A 20016-nucleotide genomic window follows, 5' to 3' on the forward strand; every position below is an offset into this window, starting at 1 on the left:
CCTCAGGCCCTCAGGCCAGTTGCTCGGCGATCTCGACGCGCAGCAGGGTGCGCACGTTCTCGATGTGGTTGACCACGGTGACGACGTTCGAGCCGGCGAAGAGCAGGCCGAGCGCCACGTTGTCGAGCGAGCAGACCAGGGAGCCGGAGTCGCCGCCCGCCGAGATGTTGGTGGTCAGGATCTGGTCCCTGAAGCGGGCCACGCCGGCTGTGCCGTAGCTGACGTCGATCGTGGCGTCGGTGACGATGATCCGCCCCATGGACAGATTCGTGGTGCGGCCGACCTTCTTCACCATGTCGCCGACCGAGACATTGGCCTTGCGCCGCCAGGCGCGCGGCGCACCGATGAAGTGCTGCTCACGGGTGGCGTCCTGGAACGGGACGGCGCCCAGCGCCGCGTCCACGGTGTTGTTGTGCTGGTTGAGCGGGATCTGCGGGGCGAACTGGATCGGGATGAAGCGGCTCAGCGTCGCGATCCGGTCGCTGGGGTCGGTGCCGCCGTCGAAGACGCCGGGCTGCACGATCGGGCTGCCGATCTGGGCGCGGTTGGAGTCGGCGAGCACATGGTTGTTGCTGAGGACGTAGAACTGCGCGGGCGTGCCGATGCCCGGCGCGGGCGGGTTGGTCGAGGCTCCCGTCAGGAAGTCGTAGACCACACTGCCCAGGGTGCCGGCGGTCACCCGTACGTTGCCGACCGAGAAGCCGGACGGGCAGGGCCGCATGCGGTGCACCAGCACCTCGGGCTCGACCAGGGACAGCCCCAGCTCCTCCATCTGCGCGGAGTCCGGCGCGTGGGCGTGGCCGTGGCCGTCGGGCTGGAACTGGGCCGTGCCGCGCGGCGGCTGGTGCAGCCGCTGCTGGGCGGAGATCTGGCCGACCGCCAGAACGTCGGTCAGGGTGCCGTCGTCCATCTGCCGCGGAATGACCTCGCGCTCGGACAGCGAGGCTTCCGGGACCTTCTGGTCCACCAGGACCAGCAGGGCTTCCTGGCCGGTCGGCTGACCGTCCGTCCACTTCACGCCGTGGCCGAAGCCGACCACATTGGCGAGCGGTGCTTCGGGGCGCAGGAACTGTTCCAGTGCCTGCTGCCTGGATGAATCGCTTACGTGACCTCCGATGGGACCACGCATCAGCTCGGGCTGGCTCACGCCAGACCACCTTCTTCACCGTATCGGGGGTTCCGCCGCCGACACGTCACCGATCGCGAGCACGCGTACCGGTACGCCGTCGAGTCGATCCGGAACCACATCTTCACTGCGGAGCGCGGGCAAGGGCACTTTCCGGATGACGAAGACGATGATCACGTCTTCCCCCGAGTGCTCGTCCCTCCCTGTGCCCACTCCGGTGACATTGGCCAGCTTGAGAAGCCGGCTCTCGTGGAGGCTGCGAACCCTTTTCGCGTCCAGTGGACTCGCCTCCCCGCGGGTGCTGCAGGTAGTGCTGCCTGTCTATGCCCGGGCCCGGCGCGGGTCAAGGCCCCGGGACGTAATGGGGAGGGTGTTTCGGAAGTGGCCGAAACCAGCCGAACACATCGGCGAAAGAGTGTGGGAATGTCAGGTTCAGTTTAACTTCCGTTTGCTAAAAGGCGGGAACGTGACGGACGGCGCATTACCAACCCATGACCCACGCCACCCGTGGACCACCAGGAGAGAACCGATGCCGCTCACCCGCAGAGACTTCGCCAAGCGTTCGGCCATCACCGGTGCCGGCGTCGCGCTGGCCGGAACCGTGGACGTACTGGCCACCGCCCCCGGCGCGCTGGCCGCCACCGCTTCCAGCGAGGCCGAGGCCACCACCGACCGGCACAGCGGCAAGCTCGGATACGGAGAGCTGATCGCCGACCCCGACGGCATCCTCGCCCTCCCCAAGGGCTTCAAGTACCGGATCATCACCCGGACCGGCGTCACCACCCTGGAGTCGGGCGAGTCCACCCCCTCCAACCACGACGGCACGGCCACCTTCGAGGGCCTGCGCGGCGCGACCCTGATCGCCAACAACCACGAGCTGCGCGGCGCCCGCGCCGACTGGCCGCACCCCGTGCCGCTGACGGAGGGCTTGGTCTACGACACCGGCGCGGCGGGCGGCGTCACCATCGTCGAGGTCGCCAAGCACGGCGGCGACGTGGCGGAATGGGTCGGCGTGGCCGGCACCGCCACCAACTGCGCCGGTGGCGCCACCCCCTGGGGCACCTGGCTGACCTGCGAGGAGACCGAGGACAAGGCCGGCACCACCGGCTTCCTCAAGGACCACGGCTACGTCTTCGAGGTCGACCCCTACGACCGCAAGGCCAACCGCGACCCCAAGCCCATCAAGGCGCTGGGCCGCTACGCACACGAGGCCGTCGTCGTCGACCCCAAGCTCGGCCACCTCTACCTCACCGAGGACGCCGCCGGCCCCAACGGCCTCCTCTACCGCTGGACCCCGCCGGCCGGCTTCAAGCACGGCCGCGGCAAGCTGCGCACCCTCGCCGACGACGCCGGAGTCCTGCAGGCCTTCAAGTGCTTCGACTCCGGCGGCCAGTTCGTCGACGACCTCTCCCGCGCCACCGTCATCGGCACGGTCTACGGCGTCGACTGGGTCGACGTCCCTGACCGCGACGCCAAGACGGTCTCCACCCGCAAGCAGTTCAGCACCGGCCAGATCACCCGGGCCCGCAAGCTGGAGGGCATGTGGTGGGGTGACGGCGGCGCCTACATCGTCTCCTCCTTCGCCCGCGCCGAGAGCCCCGTCCAGCACGACGGCGCGGTCTGGTTCTACGACCCCAAGCGGCGGACGCTGACGCTCAAGGTCCTGCTCGGAGTGAACCCCGACCCGTCCGTCGACGGAGCCTTCGACGGCCCCGACAACATCACGGTCTCCCCCTACGGCGGCCTCGTCCTCGCCGAGGACGGCGAGGGCATCCAGCACCTCTTCGGTGCCCTGGGTGACGGCCGCACGTACCCGATCGCCCGGAACGACCTCAACATCGGCACGGCGGACGACCCGGAGTACAGCGAGTTCACCGGCGTCACGTTCTCGCCCGACGGCAAGACGCTGTTCGCCAACATCCAGGAGCCGGGCATCATGCTCGCGATCACGGGACCGTGGCGGCGTAACTCCGGCTGCTGACAGCTGCGGCTCACCCGGCCGGCGGTCCGTGGCGCTAAAGCGCCTGGGCCGCCGGCTTGACCATGCCCTTGACCGTGCGGGAGTCGACGAACTCGCCCATCGCGGTCATCTCCCACTCGCCGGAGAACTGCTTGATGAGCTTGGCCATCATCACGCCCGTGCGCGGCTCGCCGTTGGTCAGGTCGAAGCGCACGAGCTCCTCGCCGGTGGCTGCGTCGAGCAGGCGGCAGTAAGCCTTGGCGACCTGGCTGAACTTCTGGCCGGAGAAGGAGTTGACGGTGAAGACGAGGCCGGTGACCTCGGGCGGGAGGCCGCCGAGGTGGACGGTGATGGCCTCGTCGTCGCCGGCGCCTTCGCCGGTGAGGTTGTCGCCGGAGTGCTGGATGGCGCCGTTGAGGATGGTGAGCTTGCCGAAGTAGCAGGAGGCCACATGGTTGCGCTGCGGGCCGTAGGCGATGACGGAGGCGTCGAGGTCGATGTCCTTGGACTTGAAGGCGGGTTCCCAGCCGAGGCCCATCCGGACGCTGGACAGGAAGGGCTTGCCGCCCTTGACCAGGGACACGCTCTGGTTCTTCTGGAGGCTGACGCGGCCCTTGTCCAGGTTGATCTTGCCGGCGGCCAGCGGGGGCGCCGCCGGGGGAGCCGGGGGAGCGGGCGGGGGCGGCGGGATGTTCGCGACGGGGGCGCCGACGGGGGCGGGAGCAGGGGCCGGGGCAGGGGCAGGGGCCTGGGGCGCCGCTGCCGGGGCGGGGGCGGCCGCGGGCTCGTCGACGCTGACGCCGAAGTCCGTGGCGATGCCGGCCAGCCCGTTGGCGTACCCCTGCCCGACCGCGCGGGCCTTCCAGGCGCCGGCGCGCCGGTAGACCTCGATGACGACGAGGGCGGTCTCGGAGCCGAGCTGCGGCGGGGTGAAGGTGGCGAGAACGCTGCCGTCGTCGGGGTTGCGCAGCGTGGCGGTCGGCTCGATGCCCGCGAAGCTCTGGCCGGCCGCGTCGGGGCTGGCGGTGATAACCACTTTTTCGATGCCCGCCGGGACGGCTACCGTGTCCACGATGATCGAATCGGGCTGGTACGTCACGCCGGGGCCGCTCGGCTGGTTGTAGAAGACGAAGTCGTCGTCCGAGCGCACCTTGCCGTTCGCGGCGATCAGCAGGCCCGAGACATCCAGCTTCACAGGGGCGGCGACCTCCACCGCGACGCGCGGTGCGGAGAGCGGGATGTTCGAACCAGGTGTCATAGCGGTCATGCCTTCGATAACGACTGATCCCCTTTTACGGTTCCATTACCGAACGGAGTCTTCGAAATGTCGCGAATCGTGGTCATCAGCGGTGGCGGAACCGGCATAGGCCTGGCCGTCGCCGAAGCCTTTGTACGCGACGGTGACCAGGCCGTTCTCATCGGCCGCCGCAAGGACGTCCTGGACGCCGCCGTCGAGCGGCTCGGCCCCGCGGCGACCGCCGTCGTCGCCGACCTCGCCGACGAGCGGGAGGCGGCCCGCGTCCGCGATCTGCTCGCCGAGCGGTACGGACGCGTCGACGTGCTGGTGAACAACGCCGGCGGCAATGTCGCCCTCGGCGAGGGCGCCGTCGGGCTGACCACCGCAGAGCTGTGGACCGGCAATTTCCGGGCCAACGTCCTCACCGCCGTCCTGCTGACCGAGGCTCTGCGCGAGCTGCTCGCCGACAACGGCCGTGTGCTGCTCCTCTCCTCGATCGCCGCCGTCCGTGGCGGCGGCTCCGGCTCCTACGGCGCCGCCAAGGCGGCCCTGCACCCGTACGCGTACGACCTCGCCGCCGCTCTCGGCTCGCGCGGTATCACGGTCAATGTCATCGCCCCCGGCTATATCGCCGACACCGAGTTCTTCGGCGAGGGCCTGAGCGAGGAACGCCGCCGGTTCCTCGTCGGCCAGACCCTCAACGGCCGGGTCGGTGTCCCCGAAGATGTCGCCTCGCTGGCGCACTGGCTCGCCTCGCCGGGCGGCGCCCATGTGACCGGGCAGATCCTCCAGGTCAACGGGGGTGCGGAGCGGGGCCGCTGACCCGGTCCCGTACGGCCGCCGGGTCGATGCGCAGGCTGCGCATCAGCTCGGCGGCGGGGTCCTGGGGGTCGCAGTCCAGGAGCGCGAGCAGGAAGTGCTCCGGGGTGATCCGCCGGCCCTTGGTGCGGGTGGCCTCCTTGACGGCGCGCTCGAACACCGAGCGGGCCCCGGAGGTGAAGGGCGTCCGCTTCGGCGAACCGGGAATGGCGGGCAGTGCGATGCCCTCGATGTCAATGCCGATCGAGGCGAGGGCCTCCCGGTCCAGGGCGTGCAGCCCCGCGCGGGCCGCCGCCAGGTCCACGCCGAGAGCCCGGGCCGCCGCCGAGCCGGGGTCGTGGAGGAGGCCGAGGAGCAGATGCTCCGTGCCGATGCGGCGATCGCCGCGCTGCCGGGTCTCGTCCAGCGCCGACGTCACGATGTCGCGTGCGCCGGCCGTGAACTTCTCGAACATGGGGACCTCACTTCTCTCGTTTGCCGTGCTTGGCATGTACGGACTGGCGTGACACGCCAAGCGCGTCGCCGATCTGCTCCCATGACCAGCCCTGCTGCCTGGCCTGTTGCACCGAGGCCGTCTCCACCTGCTCCGCCAGCCGGTGCAGGGCGCTGACCGCCCGGAGCCCGACGGCGGGGTCGTTCGACCTGAGCCGCTCCGCGAGTTCGTTCGCTTCCATGGTTGTCAGTCTGGATTGACATTCGCTCGGTTGTCAATCCAGACTGACAACCATGACCGCTGATGTCGTGATCTCCGGCGGCGGCCCCAACGGGCTGCTCCTCGCCTGCGAACTGCGCCTCGGGGGCGTCCACCCCGTCGTGCTGGAGAAGCTGCCCGAGCGCAGCACCGTCCCCCGTGCCAACGGCCTCGTCGGCCGCGTCCTGGAGGCCCTCGACCACCGAGGCCTGTACGAGCCCCTCGCCGGCCGCCCCGGGCCGCCCGACCCGGCCCCCTTCTTCACCTTCGGCGGCTTACGGCTGGACCTGCGCGGCCTCGACCCCAACCCCCTGCACACCCTGCTGGTGCCACAGGCCCGTATCGAGCAGGTGCTGGAGGAACGCGCCCTCGAACTCGGCGTCGAGATCCGACGCGGCCACGAGCTCACCGCCCTGCGGCAGGACGCGGACGCCGTCACCCTCGACGTGAGCGGCCCCGAAGGCGGCTACCGGCTGCGCGCCCGCCACCTCGTCGGCGCCGACGGCGGCCACAGCCTCGTCCGCAAACAGACCGGAATCGGCTTCCCCGGCATCACCGACGACCGCGTCACCGCCCGCGCCGCGCACGCCATCCTCCCCGAGGCGCTGCTCACCGAACTGGCCGGTCGCGGGCTGACCCCGTTCCACCACAACCGGCTGCCCGGGGGCTCTTTCACGTACGCGGAGATGCCCCACCGTCCCGGCGTCCACATCGTCTCCGTGACGGAACGGGACCATCCCCCGGTCCCGGACAGCACACCGATGACCCTCGGCGAACTCCGCGACGCCGCACGCCGTGTCCTCGGCACCGACCTCGCGCTGGACCTCGGCGAGCCCCCCGCCTCCGACGCCGGGCCACCCATGCTGCGCCGCACCACAGGCGTCAACTCCCGCCAGGCCGACTCCTACCGCTCCGGCCGCGTCCTCCTCCTCGGCGACGCCGCCCACGTCCACTCCGCCATGGGCGGCCCCGGGCTCAACCTCGGCCTCCAGGACGCCCTCAACCTCGGCTGGAAGCTCGCCGCCGAGATCAACGGCTGGGCCCCGCCCGGCCTTCTGGACACCTACGAGTCCGAACGCGCCCCCGTCAGCCGCCGCGTCCTGATGCACACCCGCGCCCAAGGGGCCCTCGTGGGCCCCGGCGACAACATCACCGCGCTGCGCGAGCTCTTCACGGAACTCCTCGGCGACACCGACACCCTGCGCCGGATCGCCGCCCTCATGGCCGGCACCGACGTCCCGTACGGCCGCTGGCTCTCCACGGCGCCGGTGCCGGGGCTGCTGTGGCGCGCCCGCCCCGCTCTGCTGATCTCGACGGGGGACGGCCACGCGGCAGCCGTCGCCGCGGGCTGGAAGGACCGCGTCGACCTCGTCCCCGTACCCCGGGGGCCGGGTCCGGCGGCTGTCCTGGTCCGCCCGGACGGCTATGTGGCCCACGAGGGGGATGCGTCGGACGGCCTGCGCACGGCGTTGACCAGGTGGTTCGGCGACTAGGGCCCTTCTGATGGATCTCCGTGGCGTCGCGTGCCCTGGCACCAGCGCTCGCGGCGTTTCCGGGGCGTCGGCGAGCCCTGGTACCAGCCCGCCGGGTTGTTCGCGGCGGTCGGCGGCACCTGCACGGTGCCGTCCGACGCCAGCCCCAGCCGCGGCACCGGGGTGTCGACCCCGATGGCGGGTATCCGCAGCCTGACCGGGACCGAGCGCGCCAGGGTGCGCGGTGACGCCGGCGTACCGCTGGTGCGTACGGCCCAAGTCGGGGTCGTGGTGGGGGTGGTGGCCGAGGCCCGGGCCGTGGCCTGAGCCTCGGTCCGGGCCCCGGTACCGGAGGCGCAGCCGGTGAGCAGCGTGGCCCATCGCCGCCGTGGCGAAGGCGCGCCTGGAGGGCGGGGCCGTTCCCCGGTCACCTGCCGGCGGCGTACGCGCAGGACCGTGCGGACGGTTCGGCGCGTGGAACGCTCTCTTTCGCCGTCGGTGGGTTGCATGACGCCCTCAGGGGATGGTGCGTGATGTGCGGACACAGCGGGGCGAGAAGGCGTCAGCACGCTGTGAAAGGGCTGAACCGACCCTTCCGATTCATGTCCCACCCATCACTCCAAGCCATACTCTGCCTCCTGTGTCACCCGTTTCCGCGGGAAGTTCGCGCCCGCGCATACCGAAGGCAGCCAATGCCATGCAGCCACTGGAGTCGGCTGATCCTGAGCGGTTCGGCCCGTACCACCTCATTGCGAGGCTCGGGGCCGGCGGCATGGGCCAGGTGTTCCTGGCCCGTTCCGGCGGCGGTCGTACCGTCGCTATCAAGGCCATCCGGCCCGAACTCGCGGGGAGCGAGAACTTCCGGCGCCGCTTCCGCCGTGAGGTGGAGGCCGCGAGCGCGGTCGGCGGCAGATACACCGCTCCGGTGCTCGACGCCGCCCCGGATGATCCCACGCCCTGGCTGGCCACCGCCTACGTGGTCGGCCCGACATTGGCCGACGCGGTCTCCGCCCACGGCCCGCTGCCGATGGAGTCGGTGCTGGCGCTCGGCGCCGGGCTGGCCGAGGCGCTGGTGGCCGTTCACTCCGCGGGGCTGGTGCACCGCGACCTCAAGCCGTCCAATGTGATGCTCGCCGCCGACGGCCCCCGCGTCATCGACTTCGGCATCGTGCGGGCGGCCGACGACTACGAGCTCACCCGGTCCGGGATCCTGCTCGGCTCTCCCCGGTACATGTGCCCGGAGCAGGCCACCGGCGATCCGATGGGCCCGGAGGGGGACGTCTTCTGCCTCGGCTCGGTGCTGGCCTTCGCCGCGACCGGACGCGCCCCCTTCAGCGGCTCCTCGGCGGCCACCCTGCTTTACCAGGTGGCGCATGGCACGGAGGACCTCACGGCGGTGCCCGCACCGCTGGACAAGATCATCGGGATCTGTCTCGCCAAGGAGCCGCGCGCCAGGCCCACTCCGGACCGGATCTCCGCGATGTGCGCGCCCGCCGGCACCGACCAGGCGCTGCACGAGGGCTGGCTGCCGGCGGCGGTGAGCTCCTCGATCGCCCTGCACGCCGCAGCCGTCATGGATCTCGACGCACCGCTGCGGGAGCCCGCCGTCACGGAGGTTCCCGGACCGGCGGACGGCTCCGGCGTCCCACGGGAACGCCCGCGCAGCCACCGGTCCCGCCCCTCCCGCCGGACGGTCCTCATCGGCGCGGCCGCGGGCGGTGTGGCCGTCCTCGGCGGTGGCGGCGCCCTGCTGCTGTCGCACTCGACGGGGAGCAGTTCCGCCTTACGGCCGCTCGGCCGGGCGCCCGAGCCGAACTGGACCTACAGTGGCCGGACCCTGCTTCCCGTCCCGGCCGTCTTCAACGACGGCACCGCCCTGCTCAAGGCCCTGCCCGGCAGTCTGCTGTGCCTGTCCCTCAAGGACGGCAGCCGGCCCAAGTGGGTCTACGACGGCATCAGCCAGTCACCGACCCCGCCCTTGCTGGTGTTCGACGCGGTGGCGGCCCTGGGCAGCGGCGCCGCCGCCACGGTGGTCGGCGTCGACCCGGCGACCGGCGCCGAGCGCTTCGCACAGGACTACGGAACGGGCTTCCGCTTCGACACCGTGCTCGGAAAATTCGGCGACGACACAGTCATCATCGTCGGCCTGCGCTTCGAGTCCACGTCCGACGGGAAGACGACGGCGGAGACCTCCCGGAACGTCATCGTCGGCACGGATCTCCGACTCCGCCGGGCCCTCATCACGCCCATCAGCGTCGAGGACATCGGTATCGCCCTGAAGCCGATCATCGTGCCGGGCTTCTTCGTCTACACCGACGGCCTGCGCAACATCACCGCCCGCAGCGCCGAGGACAGCAGCGTCCTGTGGCAGCACCCCGTCGGCTACGACGTACGCCCGGAACTGGTCCTGCTCGGCAAGACCGTTCTGGCGGCGGGCGGCCAGCTCATCGCCCTCGCCCTCGACACCGGCCGTGTGCGCTGGCAAGTCCGGGCCAGCACCGGCGGCTTCGGCGCCCTCGGCGTCCTCGGGAACACCGTCTACGCCACCAGCGCGGACGGGTCCGGCGTCTACGCCTTCGACGCGGCGAACGGCTCCCGGCGCTGGTTCTGCCGGACGCCGCCGCTCGACATCGACCTGCCGATCACCGCGAGCGCCGGCACCGTCTTCGTACCCGCCTTCGAGAACAAGGACGGCTTCTACGCGATCAGCGCGGACCGCGGCGAACTGCTGTGGAACTTCACCGACGGCCAGGAGACCGGCGTCAACGGCTGGCAGCTCGCCTGCGACAGCAAGGGGCACCTGATCGCCACCCACTTCGACCGGGTCTACTGCCTGACGGTGTCCTGAGAGGCCGCCTCCCGGGACCGGTTCGAAGCCATCCCGCAGATGACGCCCTGTCATCTGCGGGGCGGCCGATCGCGACCTGCGGGAACGGCTCGGGGGCACCAGGGGATGAGGCCGTCGTCCTCGAAGAACGAACCGGTCGGGCCGCCGTCGGGCAGCGTGGCGCGCCGGATCGCTGTGGCCGCGCCCTGCTCAGGAGTGCGGGGCCGGGCAGGCGGCGTTGATCAGGATGTTCGTACCGGCGAACTGCCGGGCGTACTGCACGGTGACGGCTAGGGTTCGGCAGGGCTGTGAGTCGTCGCGGCGTCCGGTGTACCGCTGGATGGGGCGCCACTGGCGGTGTTCGGCGTTGGCGTGCTCGACGCAGATCCGGCGTGAGGACTGGCGGCGCTTGGCCTCGCGCCAGCCGTAGTACTCGGTCAGCGGCCCGTCGTCGAGGCCCTTCGGCTTCTTCGGCGGGCCCAAGATTTGTCCGGGGAACTCGTTGGCCAGGCCCCGGTAGCCGTCGTCGACCTCGGCCTTCACGCCTGGACGCTGCCGGAACTGCTCGGCGATGCCCTCGGTGCGCAGGGCGGTCTGGTCGTGCATCCGGCCGGGCCGTTCGGCTCCGGAGAAGAGGGTGCGGCCCTGGCTGTCGCTGATCGTGGTGGTCTTGATGGTGTTCTGCTTGCGTTTGCCCGACACGAACGCGCGGCGGTCGGGTTTGCCCGCCTGCGGGCGGCGGACCTGTGTTTCCATCGCGTCGATCCTGAGCGTGATCTGCTCGGCTTCGGCATAGGCGAACACGTCCCCCAGCGTGCGCAGTCGCAGGCAGGGCCGGCCGGGCACGGCGAACCCGCGCGCTCGGCCAGCAGCGAACGGATCTCCGCGATCGCCCGGCCGACGGTGGAGGAACCGACCTCGTAGATGACGGCCAGGGCCTGGTGGGTCAACCCGGTGCGCAGGTGGACGAGGGTCACCAAGACCCGGTCGATGAAGACGAGTTCGTACTTCGGTCCGGCCCCGGCCTCCCGTCGGCGCTTGCCGTGGCGCCGGTCATGGCGTCTGGACTCGCAGCGCGCGTCCCAGCGTGGCGCGAGTTCTTCAATCAACTCGCCGAGATACTGGCGCGATAGGCCGCAGAAGGCAGACAAGAACCCGCGCGGCCGATGCCATGTCACGGCCTGCCCGGTGGAGACGTCAGACTCGTTGCAGAGGCCGGTGTGGCCCGCTGGGAAGCTCCGCTTTGATCGTGTCGCCCGGGCGCACCGCGCCGCCCTCCTTCACGATGCTCATGATTCCTGCCTTGCGCACGATGTTCCCGGCTTCATCACGGCCGACAACCTGCTTCAGCAGCCCGTCCTGGAAGTTGTCGATCTGCAGGCAGGGATTGCGCAGGCCGGTCACCTCCAGCACTGCGTCGCCGATGCGCAGCAGCGTGCCGACCGGCAGGCCGAGCAGATCAATACCGCTGGTGGTGATGTTCTCGCCGAGGTCACCGGGCACCACCTTGAATCCCTCCACACGGACCTCGGCGAAGAGCTCTTCATGGATGAGGTGGACCTGGCGCAGGTTCGGCTGGGTGGGGTCCTGCGCGACCCGAGAGCGATGCTTGACAGTCACGCCGGCATGTACGTCACCCTCCACACCAAGCCCGGCGAGCAGCGTGATGCTGTCCCGGTTCGGCTTTGTGAATGTGTACTCGCCGTTGCTGCTGACTGCCGTCACCATCCCGCTCATCCTCGGAGCCTCCTCCTCAATGACAATGATCAGCCACGACCCTAACCCTCGGGCCTCAAGGCGCAGCAGCCACGGTCAATCGCGGGTGAGGCCGTTACTCACCTGAGGAGTGCCTTCTTCCCGTGCGACCAACAGGACCTTGGACAAGTCCCATCGTCGCAGGTCATAGGCACTCTCCGTTCATTTGATCAAGAACTGGACAGCCCCACCCGCGAAAGCCCGAGGCTAGCGCTGAAGCCGGTTTCGGGGCGGCGCCAAACGGGGAAGAGCCCCGCTGGAACCACGTGCAGTGCCCCTGGGCGGCAACCCTTCGGAGGGTGCCGACCCGCTGACGGAGGGACGGCCGAACCGTGGATGCTGAAGACGACGCTGCCCATTTCTTGACGACACTTGGAGCCGGCGCGATCGCGCACCCCGGCGGAACCCTGCTGGACCACCTGCTGCGCGTACGCGCTCTGCTCGCCCGATGGGGCGCCCGGCCGGAGCTGCAGGTGGCCGGGCTGTGCCATGCCGCGTACGGCACCGACGGATTCCCTACGGCGCTGCTGCCACTGGACCGCAGGGCCGAACTGGCGGCGGTCATCGGGCCGGAGGCGGAGCGGCTGGTGTACGACTACGCGAGCTGCGACCGCCGGGCGACCTATCCCGCGCTCGCGGACGAGGGCCACGCGGTCTTCCGGGACCGCTTCACGGGCCGGGGCTACGTCCCGTCGGTCGGGATGCGGTGCGATTTCGCGGAGCTGACGGCGGCGAACGAACTGGATCTGGTGCTGACCGACCCGGTGTTCGCAGCCCGCTGGGGCGCGGAACTGCTGGGGCTGTTCACCCGGTTGCGGCCGCTGCTCAGCGAATCCGCCTGGAAGGAGTGTGTGTCGGCATGCGGATCGACCGGTTAGACCACCTGGTGCTGACCGTGGCCGACATCCAGGCCACGATCGGCTTCTACTCGCGCGTGCTGGGGATGGAGCCGGTCGAGTTCGGCGACGGCCGGCACGCGCTGGCCTTCGGCGACAGCAAGATCAACCTGCACCAGGTGGCGAAGGAGTTCCAGCCCCGGGCCCGCCGGCCCACCCGGGGGAGCGCGGACCTGTGCTTCGTGGTGCGTACGCCGCTGGAGCAGGTGATCGCCGAACTGATCAGCAAGGCGGTGCCGGTGGAGGAGGGGCCGGTCAAGCGGACGGGGGCGCTGGGGCCGATCGAGAGCGTGTACCTGCGCGACCCGGACGGGAACCTGATCGAGCTCAGCGTCTATTCGTGATCCGGCGGGTCCGGCAGCAGATAGGCGCGCCTCTCGTCGGCCGTCAGGTCACGGAAGACCCGGGAGCGGGCCCGGCGCAGGAGGGCGTCGACGTCCCCGTCGGTGACGTCCCAGACGCGCAGGGTGCGGTCGCGGGAGGCGGTGACGACGCGTGAGCTGTCCGGGTGCCAGGAGAGGCCGTTCACCCAGTCGTCGTGGATGCCGAGCACGGCGGTCTGGGTCGCGGCATCGGGGTCCCAGAGGCGTACGGTCCGGTCGCGGGAGACGGAGGCGATGAGGTGGCCGTCCGGGGACCAGGCGACGCCCTGGACGCGGTCCTCGTGGCCGGTGAGGACGGCGAGCTGGGTTCCGGCGAAGGGGTCCCAGAGGCGCAGGGTGCGGTCGCGGGAGCCGGTGACGAGGCGGCGGCCGTCGGGGGACCAGGCGACCTTCCAGGCGTAGTCGCTGTGGCCGCGCAGGGTGGTGACCACGGCTGCGTCGTCCGCGTTCCAGACGATGACGGTCCGATCGGTGCCGCAGGTGGCCAGGTGGCGGCTGTCGGGGGACCAGGCCACGCCCCCGATCCAGTCGGCGTGGCCGCGCAGGACATGGACGGCGGCGCCGGTCGCGGCGTCCCAGACGGCGGCCGTGCTGTCGCGGCAGGCGGCGGCGATACGGGTGCCGTCGGGGGACCAGGCGATGCGGGACAGCTCCTCGGTGTGCCCGGTGAGGACCGTACGGGCGCCCGTGCCGTCGGCGGGCAGCACGACGGCCGTGCCGTCACGCATGGCGGCGACCAGGCGGCTGCCGTCGGGTGCCCAGGCCACGTCGGCGACCTCGCCGTCCAGGTTCGCGACCCACAGGCAGCGGCCGTCGGCGGCGTCCCAGAGCCGTACGCTGCCGTCCTGCGACGCCGAGGCGATCCGGTGGCCGTCCGGGGACCAGGCCGCCTCCCAGACGGAATCCTCGTGCCCGGCAAGGGAGGTCGGGTGCGCGGTGACGTCCCAGACGGCCGCCGTGCGGTCCCGGGAGGCGGTCGCGAGCCGCTTGCCGTCCGGCGACCAGTCGATGCCGTAGACGGTGTCCGCGTGTCCGGTCAGCCAGACCATCCTCGGGCCGGGGCCGATGCTCCAGACACGCGCCGTACGGTCCTTGTCGCCGACGGCGAGCCGCTTGCCGTCCGGGGACCACACCAGACAGGTGAAGCCGTCCATACCGGTGAGCTTGCGCTGCTCGGCGCCGGTGCCGGTGTCCCACAGCCGTACGGTGCGGTCGTCGGACGCGGACGCGAGGAGCGCGCCGTCCGGGGACCAGGCGACGGCCTTGACGGCGTCCTGGTGGCCCGTCAGCACGTGGAGGGCGCGGCCGTCGGCGGGGTCCCAGATCCGGACCGTCATATCGAGGCCGGCGCTGGCGATCCGCAGGCCGTCGGGCGACCAGTCCACCCCGCGCACCATGCGTTCGTGCCCGCGCCCCACGGCGACCTGGGCGTACGTACCGCCGTCCCAGATCCGCAGCGCCCGGTCGCTGCCCACCGAGGCCAGACGGCTGCCGTCCGGTGACCAGGCGACGCTGCCGACGCCGTCGTCGCGCGCGTCGGCAGCCGGCGCGGGATCGTGACGGAGGACGGCGAGTTCGGCCCAGGTCGTGCTCGACCAGACCCGCACGGCCGAGTCCCTCGACGTCGCGGCGAGCCTGCCCCCGTCCGGGGACCAGGCCAGCCCGAGCATCCGGTCGCCGCCTCCGGTCAGGACCACGGGCTCCGGATCGTCCCCCTGCCAGACGCGGACCGTGCCGTCGTTCGAGGACGCTGCCAGCCGCCGGCCGTCCGGGGACCACGCCACTGCGGAAGCGCGGCGCTCGAAGCCCTGGTGGACGGAACGCAGTCGCGACGCCCCGATCGCGGTGTGCAGCGCCTGCACCGCACCCGGCGTGGGCCCGCACTCCGTCACCGCTGTCAGCGCGGCCAGCATGGCCAACTCCGGCTCGCGGGAGGCGCTTTCGAGCACCCGCACCGCCACCGCGTCCGCCGCCCGGGCCAGCGTCGCCCGGTCCTTGCGTCCCGACCGCCGCACGAACTCCACGACCAGCGGCACGCTGCCGTCCTCCGCCAGCCACTGCCGGGCCATGGCCAGCCGCTCGCCGGTCAGCAGATAGGCGTCCGCGCGGTCCGCGTACGCCCAGTCCTGCGCCCAGCGCTCCAGCTCGGTCCGCCGCCGCAGGTCCTCGGCCCGCGCCTCGACGGCCTGCCGCAGCGGCGGCCACTGGCGGAAGAGGGCCTCGTGGGCGACGTCCAGGACGCCGCCGTCGCCGGTGAGGAGGCGGCCGGCGACGAAGGCGTCGGCGACCTCCTGTTCGGCGGGGGAGAGGTCGGTGCGGGGGACCCGGCGGCGGGTCGGGGCGTCGCGGTCGACGGTGACGAACTTGAGGAGGGTCGGGATGACGGGCGCGTCCGCCAGCTCCGCCGCGATCCGGTCGGCCCGCTCGGACAGGGCGCCGGCGACGCCGCCGAGGGCGCGGTAGGAGGCCTCGGTGACGGTGCCGCCGGAGCCGCCGGCGCGGAGGTAGAGCTCCTGGAGGGTGTACGCGAGCAGCGGGAGGGCGTCGCCGCCGCCGCAGTCGTCGACCATACGGGGGACGACGCCGGGGTCGAAGCCGAGCCCGGCCTGTTCGGCGGGTCTCGCGATGACCTCGCGGAGCTGGTCGCGGCCGAGGACGCCGACGACGGACGGCTGGCGTATGAGGTCGGCGAAGCCGGAGTCCAGCAGGTCCGTCAGGAAGTCCGAACGAAGCGTCGCGACGATCCACAGGCGCGGGTCGGCGGCGAGGGCATCGCGGACGGCGGCCAGGAAGGCCGCCCGCTCATCCGGCCCCGACAGGGTGAGCAGCTCCTCCAGCTGGTCCACCACCAGCAGCGCCGGCCGGGCGACGTCCAGGCCGGCGAGGCCGCGTACGAGCCCGGCGACCGGGTCCGTGCCGGGCTGGACGACCGGCCCGGTGGCCCAGCGCCCGCGCCGCCGGGCGAGGGCGGGCAGCAGCCCGGCCCGTACGAGCGAGGACTTGCCGCTGCCGGAGGGGCCGACGACGGTCACGAAGCGGTGGGCGCGGGCGGGGACGGCGGGGTGCAGGCGCTCGACGAGCTCGGCGATCTCGCGGTCGCGGCCGAAGAAGACGGCCGCGTCGTGCTCGGTGAAGGCTTCGAGGCCGGGGTAGGGCGGCTGCTCGGAGTCCCAGACGCGGGGCGGGGGAACGGGGCGGTCGAGCAGGTGCAGCCAGATCTGGCCCGCGACGAGGGCGGCCAGCCCGAGGCCCACCAGCGGGACCGACCACTCGCGCAGCAGCCGCAGGGCGAGGGGGACGTGGGCGGTCTCGCCGGTGGCGTAGTTGGTGGCGATGCCCAGGAGTGCGCCGACCAGCACGAGCAGGACGTCGAGCACGGGCTTGAGCAGGCGGCGGTCCATGGACCGACGATCTCATGCCGCTCAGTTCGGCCAGTCCGCCGGGCGGGTGGCGAAGTGGCCTCCCAGGACGGTGTGTTCGGGGTTGGCGGGGTCCAGCTCGCCCTGCTCGGCGATGAGTTTCTCCGCATACGGCTCGGCGTCGTCCTGCGGCTCGTAGCCCAGGGCGCGAGCCGTGGACAGGTCCCACTGCAGGCGGGTGTTGGCCGAACTGCCGTAGCAGACGGTGTGCCCGACGTTCTCGGCGCTGAGGGCGGCGTGCAGCAGCCGGGCGCAGTCGGCGGGGCTCAGCCAGATCGACAGCATGCGCACGGTGGTCGGCTCGGGGTAGCAGGAGCCGATGCGGACGGAGACGGTCTCCAGGCCGAGCCTGTCCCAGTAGAGCTGGGCGAGATCCTCTCCGAAGCACTTGGACAGGCCGTAGAAGGTGTCGGGCCGGTGCGGGACGCCGACCGGGATCAGGCCGTCGGTGTCCGGGAGGGGGGTGAAGCCGACGGCGTGGTTGCTGGAGGCGAAGACGATGCGGCGTACGCCTTCCTCGCGCGCGGCGTCGTAGAGGTTGTACGTGCCCTCGATGTTGGCGCGCAGGATCCGGTCGAAGGAGGACTCCCCGGAGATGCCGGCGAGGTGGACGACCGCGTCGACCCCCCGGACGGCCTCGCGGAGCGCCGCGCGGTCGGCGAGATCGGCGGTGATCGCGTCCGGGGCGTCCGGGACCGGTCTGGCGTCCAGGAGGCGCAACTCGTAGCCGTACGCCGGGAGGAGTTCCCGCATCAGGGTGCCCACCTTCCCGGCGGCGCCGGTGAGCAGGATGGTGCGGGGAGCGGGCGCGGGTGCGGGCATGGCGGGGGCTCCTCGGGTCGCGTTCGCAGGCATTCACAGGCGTCACAGGCGTGGTCAGGCTAGAGAGCGCTTACTGAGCGGGTCAAGGCTGATGGCATCGCTTGACCCGTCGCGTCGCGCTGGCTTAGCGTAAACGCGTTCACACATATGGACACCGATCAGAAGAGCGTACAGAATCCCAGGAGAATCCGATGTCCTCCGCCCCGCTCGCCGCCCGCCTCGACGGCCTGCTCTTCTTCCCCGTGACGGCCTTCGGACCGGACGGCTCCCTGGACCTGGACGCCTTCCGCGCACACGTACGCCAGGGCATCGACGCGGGTGCGGCGGCCGTCTTCGCCTGCTGCGGCACGGGCGAGTTCCACGCGCTCACCCCCGAGGAGTTCGGGCTCTGCGTCCAAGCGGCGGTCACCGAGGCCGCAGGCCGCGTCCCGGTGGTCGCCGGCGCCGGATACGGGACCGCGCTCGCCCTGCGGTACGCCCGCATCGCGGAGGACGCGGGCGCGGACGGGCTGCTCGCGATGCCGCCGTACCTCGTCCTGGCCGACCAGGCGGGGCTGCTGCGGCACTACGCGGCGCTCGCCGCCGGCACGGGGCTCGATGTCATCGTCTACCAGCGCGACAACGCTGTCTTCACCCCGGACACGGTCGTCGAGCTGGCCCGGATCCCCAACATCATCGGCCTCAAGGACGGCGTCGGCGACCTCGACCTCATGCAGCGCATCCTCAGTGCGGTGCGCTGCGCTGCGCCGGACCGGGGCCAGAGCCAGGGTCAGGGCTTTCTCTTCTTCAACGGGCTGCCCACCGCCGAGCTCACCGGCCCCGCCTATCGCGGCATCGGCGTCACGCTGTACTCCTCCGCCGTCTTCTGCTTCGCCCCCGACATCGCGCTGGCCTTTCACGCCGCGCTGGAGGCCGGCGACACCGGCACCGTCAACCGGCTGCTCGACGGCTTCTACCGGCCGCTCGTCGAACTACGGCAGCAGGGGCGCGGCTACGCGGTCTCCCTGGTCAAGGCGGGCGTACGGCTGCGCGGCCTGGAGGTCGGCGAAGTGCGGCCGCCGCTGTCGGAGCCGCTGCCCGCCCACGTCAAGGAACTCGCGGAACTCATCGAGCGGGGGCGCGCGTTGGTAAGCGACGGTCACAGCTGACAGGAGCCGAGTTGAAAGTCTCCGCCTTCGTCTACCCCTGGGACGTCATCGGCGACCCCGACGCGGCCCGCCGCATAGCCGGCCTGGGCGTCCAGCAGGTCACCCTGGCCTCCGCCTACCACTCCACCCGCGCCCTCACCCCGCGTCACCCGCGCCACCGTGTCGTCACCGCCCGCCACGCCGCCGTCCTCTACCCGCCCTCGCCGCACCGCTGGTCCGGCCGCGCCCTGCGGCCCTACTCCCAGGACTGGGTCTCCTCCGCCGACCCGTACGCCGAGGCGGCCGACGCGCTGCGCGCCGCCGGGCTGTCGGTCCACTCCTGGGTCGTGCTGGCCCACAACTCCCGCCTGGGGGAGGAGCATCCGCGTACGTCCGTCGCCAATGCCTACGGCGACCGCTACCCCTGGGCCCCCTGCATCGCCCAGCCCGAGGTCCGCGACTACGCGGTCACCCTCGCCGCCGAGGCCGCCGTCCGCCCCGGCGCCGACGGCACGGAGCTGGAGTCCTGCGGCTGGTACGGCTTCGCCCACCTCCACGCCCACGACAAGGTCGGCGGCGTCCCGCTGGGCCCCGCCGCCCAGTACCTGATGTCGCTCTGCTTCTGCCCGGCCTGCGCCGGCGGCTACGCCGGACTCGGCCTCGGCGCCCATGAGTTACGCGACGCCGTCCGGGCCGCCCTGGCCCCGGTCTGGGCTGGGCAGTGGCTGGACGGCGACGACGAGTGGGCGGACATCGAGAAACTGCTCGGCGCCGAGCTCGCCGCCCGCACCCTCGCCTGGCGCACCGAGGTCGCCCGTACGTTCCAGCGCGACGTCATCCGCGCCGTCCGCGACGAGGCTCCGCCCGGCTTCCAGGTCCTCCTCCACGCCGACCCCGCCCCCCACCGCGCCGGTGCCAACCCCGGCGTCGACCCCCGCCACGTCCTCGCTCACGCCGACGGCGTCGTCCTCCCGGGTGGCCTCGGCTTGGACGCCTTCGCCCCGCACACCCGCCCTGGCACCGTCCTCGCCGCCAACTTCCCCGTCGTCGCCGGCATGGGCGGCAGCCCCCGTACGCTCGCCGCGGATGCCCTGCGGGCCGCCGAGCTCGGGGCGACGGAGCTGCGGCTCTACCACGCGGGGCTCGCGTCGGACGCGGACCTTTCGGCGGTACGGGGCGCTATCGCGTAGGCCCGGCTGATTCGGTGCCGCTTGCCATGGCCGACGGTTCCGTCCTCAATCGCCGGACGGGCCGCGCGGGCGGTGCCGCCTGCGCCGGTGCGGTTTCGGTGCCCCCGGTCGGGGTTGCTGGTTCCGTCCTCAAACGCCGGACGGGCTGGGGTGGCCGTGGGGTCGGGGGCGCCTGCCGGGGCTTCTCTCCTCGGCGCTCGCGACTCTGGCACCTTCAAATCCTTGCCCGGGATCCTCGCTCGTCGCCTGCGGGAGAACCCCTCCACCGCCCCCGCCCGGCCGGAGACGTTTG

General features: G+C 72.0%; 16 protein-coding genes and 3 pseudogenes. 9 read left to right on the forward strand and 10 right to left on the reverse strand.

What is annotated here, in order from left to right:
- Positions 1 to 10: 10 nt before the first annotated feature.
- Positions 11 to 1147 carry a hypothetical protein gene (locus OG607_RS35755; protein WP_405732504.1) on the reverse strand — a complete coding sequence of 379 codons (1137 nt, stop codon included), beginning with the start codon at positions 1145 to 1147 and terminating at the stop codon, positions 11 to 13.
- Between the two features lie 508 nt (positions 1148 to 1655).
- Here OG607_RS35755 and OG607_RS35760 point away from each other — a divergent pair.
- A complete protein-coding gene (locus OG607_RS35760; protein WP_405732507.1) occupies positions 1656 to 3107 on the forward strand; it encodes an alkaline phosphatase PhoX in 1452 nt (483 codons plus the stop codon).
- Between the two features lie 34 nt (positions 3108 to 3141).
- On the opposite strand, the gene OG607_RS35765 is transcribed toward OG607_RS35760, so the two are convergent.
- Entirely contained in the window at positions 3142 to 4344 is a 1203-nt protein-coding gene (locus tag OG607_RS35765; RefSeq protein ID WP_405732509.1) for a TerD family protein, read from the reverse strand.
- Positions 4345 to 4410: 66 nt separating this feature from the next.
- Here OG607_RS35765 and OG607_RS35770 point away from each other — a divergent pair, with 66 nt between their 5' ends.
- Entirely contained in the window at positions 4411 to 5145 is a 735-nt protein-coding gene (locus tag OG607_RS35770) for an SDR family NAD(P)-dependent oxidoreductase (protein WP_405732512.1), read from the forward strand.
- On the opposite strand, the gene OG607_RS35775 is transcribed toward OG607_RS35770, so the two are convergent.
- Both OG607_RS35775 and OG607_RS35780 read right to left on the reverse strand, forming a co-directional pair.
- Positions 5117 to 5596, reverse strand: coding sequence for a Clp protease N-terminal domain-containing protein (locus OG607_RS35775; RefSeq protein WP_405732515.1), 480 nt, complete (start codon positions 5594 to 5596; stop codon positions 5117 to 5119). The genes OG607_RS35770 and OG607_RS35775 overlap by 29 nt on opposite strands.
- A gap of 7 nt (positions 5597 to 5603) precedes the next feature.
- Positions 5604 to 5816: a hypothetical protein gene (locus OG607_RS35780; protein ID WP_405732517.1), complete on the reverse strand. Its 213-nt coding sequence runs from the start codon at positions 5814 to 5816 to the stop codon at positions 5604 to 5606.
- 52 nt (positions 5817 to 5868) lie between these two features.
- Between OG607_RS35780 and OG607_RS35785 the strand changes: the two genes are divergently transcribed.
- The 3 genes from OG607_RS35785 to OG607_RS35795 all read left to right on the forward strand — a co-directional run bounded on the left by OG607_RS35785 (position 5869) and on the right by OG607_RS35795 (position 10153).
- Positions 5869 to 7326: an FAD-dependent monooxygenase gene (locus tag OG607_RS35785; RefSeq protein ID WP_405732519.1), complete on the forward strand. Its 1458-nt coding sequence runs from the start codon at positions 5869 to 5871 to the stop codon at positions 7324 to 7326.
- Positions 7327 to 7356: 30 nt separating this feature from the next.
- Complete coding sequence (locus OG607_RS35790) at positions 7357 to 7632, forward strand: hypothetical protein (RefSeq protein WP_405732522.1); 276 nt, start codon at positions 7357 to 7359, stop codon at positions 7630 to 7632.
- A gap of 370 nt (positions 7633 to 8002) precedes the next feature.
- Positions 8003 to 10153, forward strand: a complete 2151-nt coding sequence (locus OG607_RS35795; protein ID WP_405732525.1) for a protein kinase domain-containing protein — start codon at positions 8003 to 8005, stop codon at positions 10151 to 10153.
- Between the two features lie 50 nt (positions 10154 to 10203).
- On the opposite strand, the pseudogene OG607_RS35800 reads toward OG607_RS35795, so the two are convergent.
- The 4 genes and pseudogenes from OG607_RS35800 to OG607_RS35815 all read right to left on the reverse strand — a co-directional run.
- Positions 10204 to 10423 (reverse strand): annotated as a pseudogene (locus OG607_RS35800) (hypothetical protein); the annotation flags it as partial.
- Positions 10424 to 10516: 93 nt separating this feature from the next.
- Positions 10517 to 10888: pseudogene (locus OG607_RS35805) on the reverse strand (transposase family protein); the annotation flags it as partial.
- 158 nt (positions 10889 to 11046) lie between these two features.
- A pseudogene (locus OG607_RS35810) lies at positions 11047 to 11310 on the reverse strand (transposase family protein); the annotation flags it as partial.
- A gap of 19 nt (positions 11311 to 11329) precedes the next feature.
- A complete protein-coding gene (locus OG607_RS35815) occupies positions 11330 to 11869 on the reverse strand; it encodes an MOSC domain-containing protein (RefSeq protein WP_405732528.1) in 540 nt (179 codons plus the stop codon).
- Positions 11870 to 12249: 380 nt separating this feature from the next.
- Here OG607_RS35815 and OG607_RS35820 point away from each other — a divergent pair, with 380 nt between their 5' ends.
- Positions 12250 to 12765, forward strand: a complete 516-nt coding sequence (locus tag OG607_RS35820; protein WP_405732531.1) for a DUF6817 domain-containing protein — start codon at positions 12250 to 12252, stop codon at positions 12763 to 12765.
- Positions 12747 to 13127 (forward strand): VOC family protein, encoded by a 381-nt coding sequence (locus OG607_RS35825; RefSeq protein ID WP_405732534.1) that lies wholly within the window; start codon positions 12747 to 12749, stop codon positions 13125 to 13127. The genes OG607_RS35820 and OG607_RS35825 overlap by 19 nt, the downstream gene beginning before the upstream one ends.
- Here OG607_RS35825 and OG607_RS35830 read toward each other — a convergent pair.
- A complete protein-coding gene (locus OG607_RS35830; protein WP_405732537.1) occupies positions 13118 to 16567 on the reverse strand; it encodes an NACHT and WD repeat domain-containing protein in 3450 nt (1149 codons plus the stop codon). The two genes, OG607_RS35825 and OG607_RS35830, sit on opposite strands and share 10 nt — an antisense overlap.
- A 21-nt stretch (positions 16568 to 16588) precedes the next feature.
- A complete protein-coding gene (locus OG607_RS35835; protein ID WP_405732540.1) occupies positions 16589 to 17407 on the reverse strand; it encodes an NAD-dependent epimerase/dehydratase family protein in 819 nt (272 codons plus the stop codon).
- 191 nt (positions 17408 to 17598) lie between these two features.
- On the opposite strand from OG607_RS35835, the gene OG607_RS35840 reads away from it, so the two are divergent.
- The gene (locus OG607_RS35840) at positions 17599 to 18555 is read left to right on the forward strand and encodes a 5-dehydro-4-deoxyglucarate dehydratase (RefSeq protein ID WP_405732543.1); all 957 of its coding nucleotides are present in this window, start codon (positions 17599 to 17601) and stop codon (positions 18553 to 18555) included.
- A gap of 11 nt (positions 18556 to 18566) precedes the next feature.
- Positions 18567 to 19724, forward strand: a complete 1158-nt coding sequence (locus OG607_RS35845) for a hypothetical protein (protein WP_405732545.1) — start codon at positions 18567 to 18569, stop codon at positions 19722 to 19724.
- The last annotated feature ends 292 nt before the right edge of the window (positions 19725 to 20016 follow it).

It is taken from the genome of Streptomyces sp. NBC_01537, assembly GCF_045040445.1.
Taxonomy (GTDB): Bacteria; Actinomycetota; Actinomycetes; order Streptomycetales; family Streptomycetaceae; genus Actinacidiphila.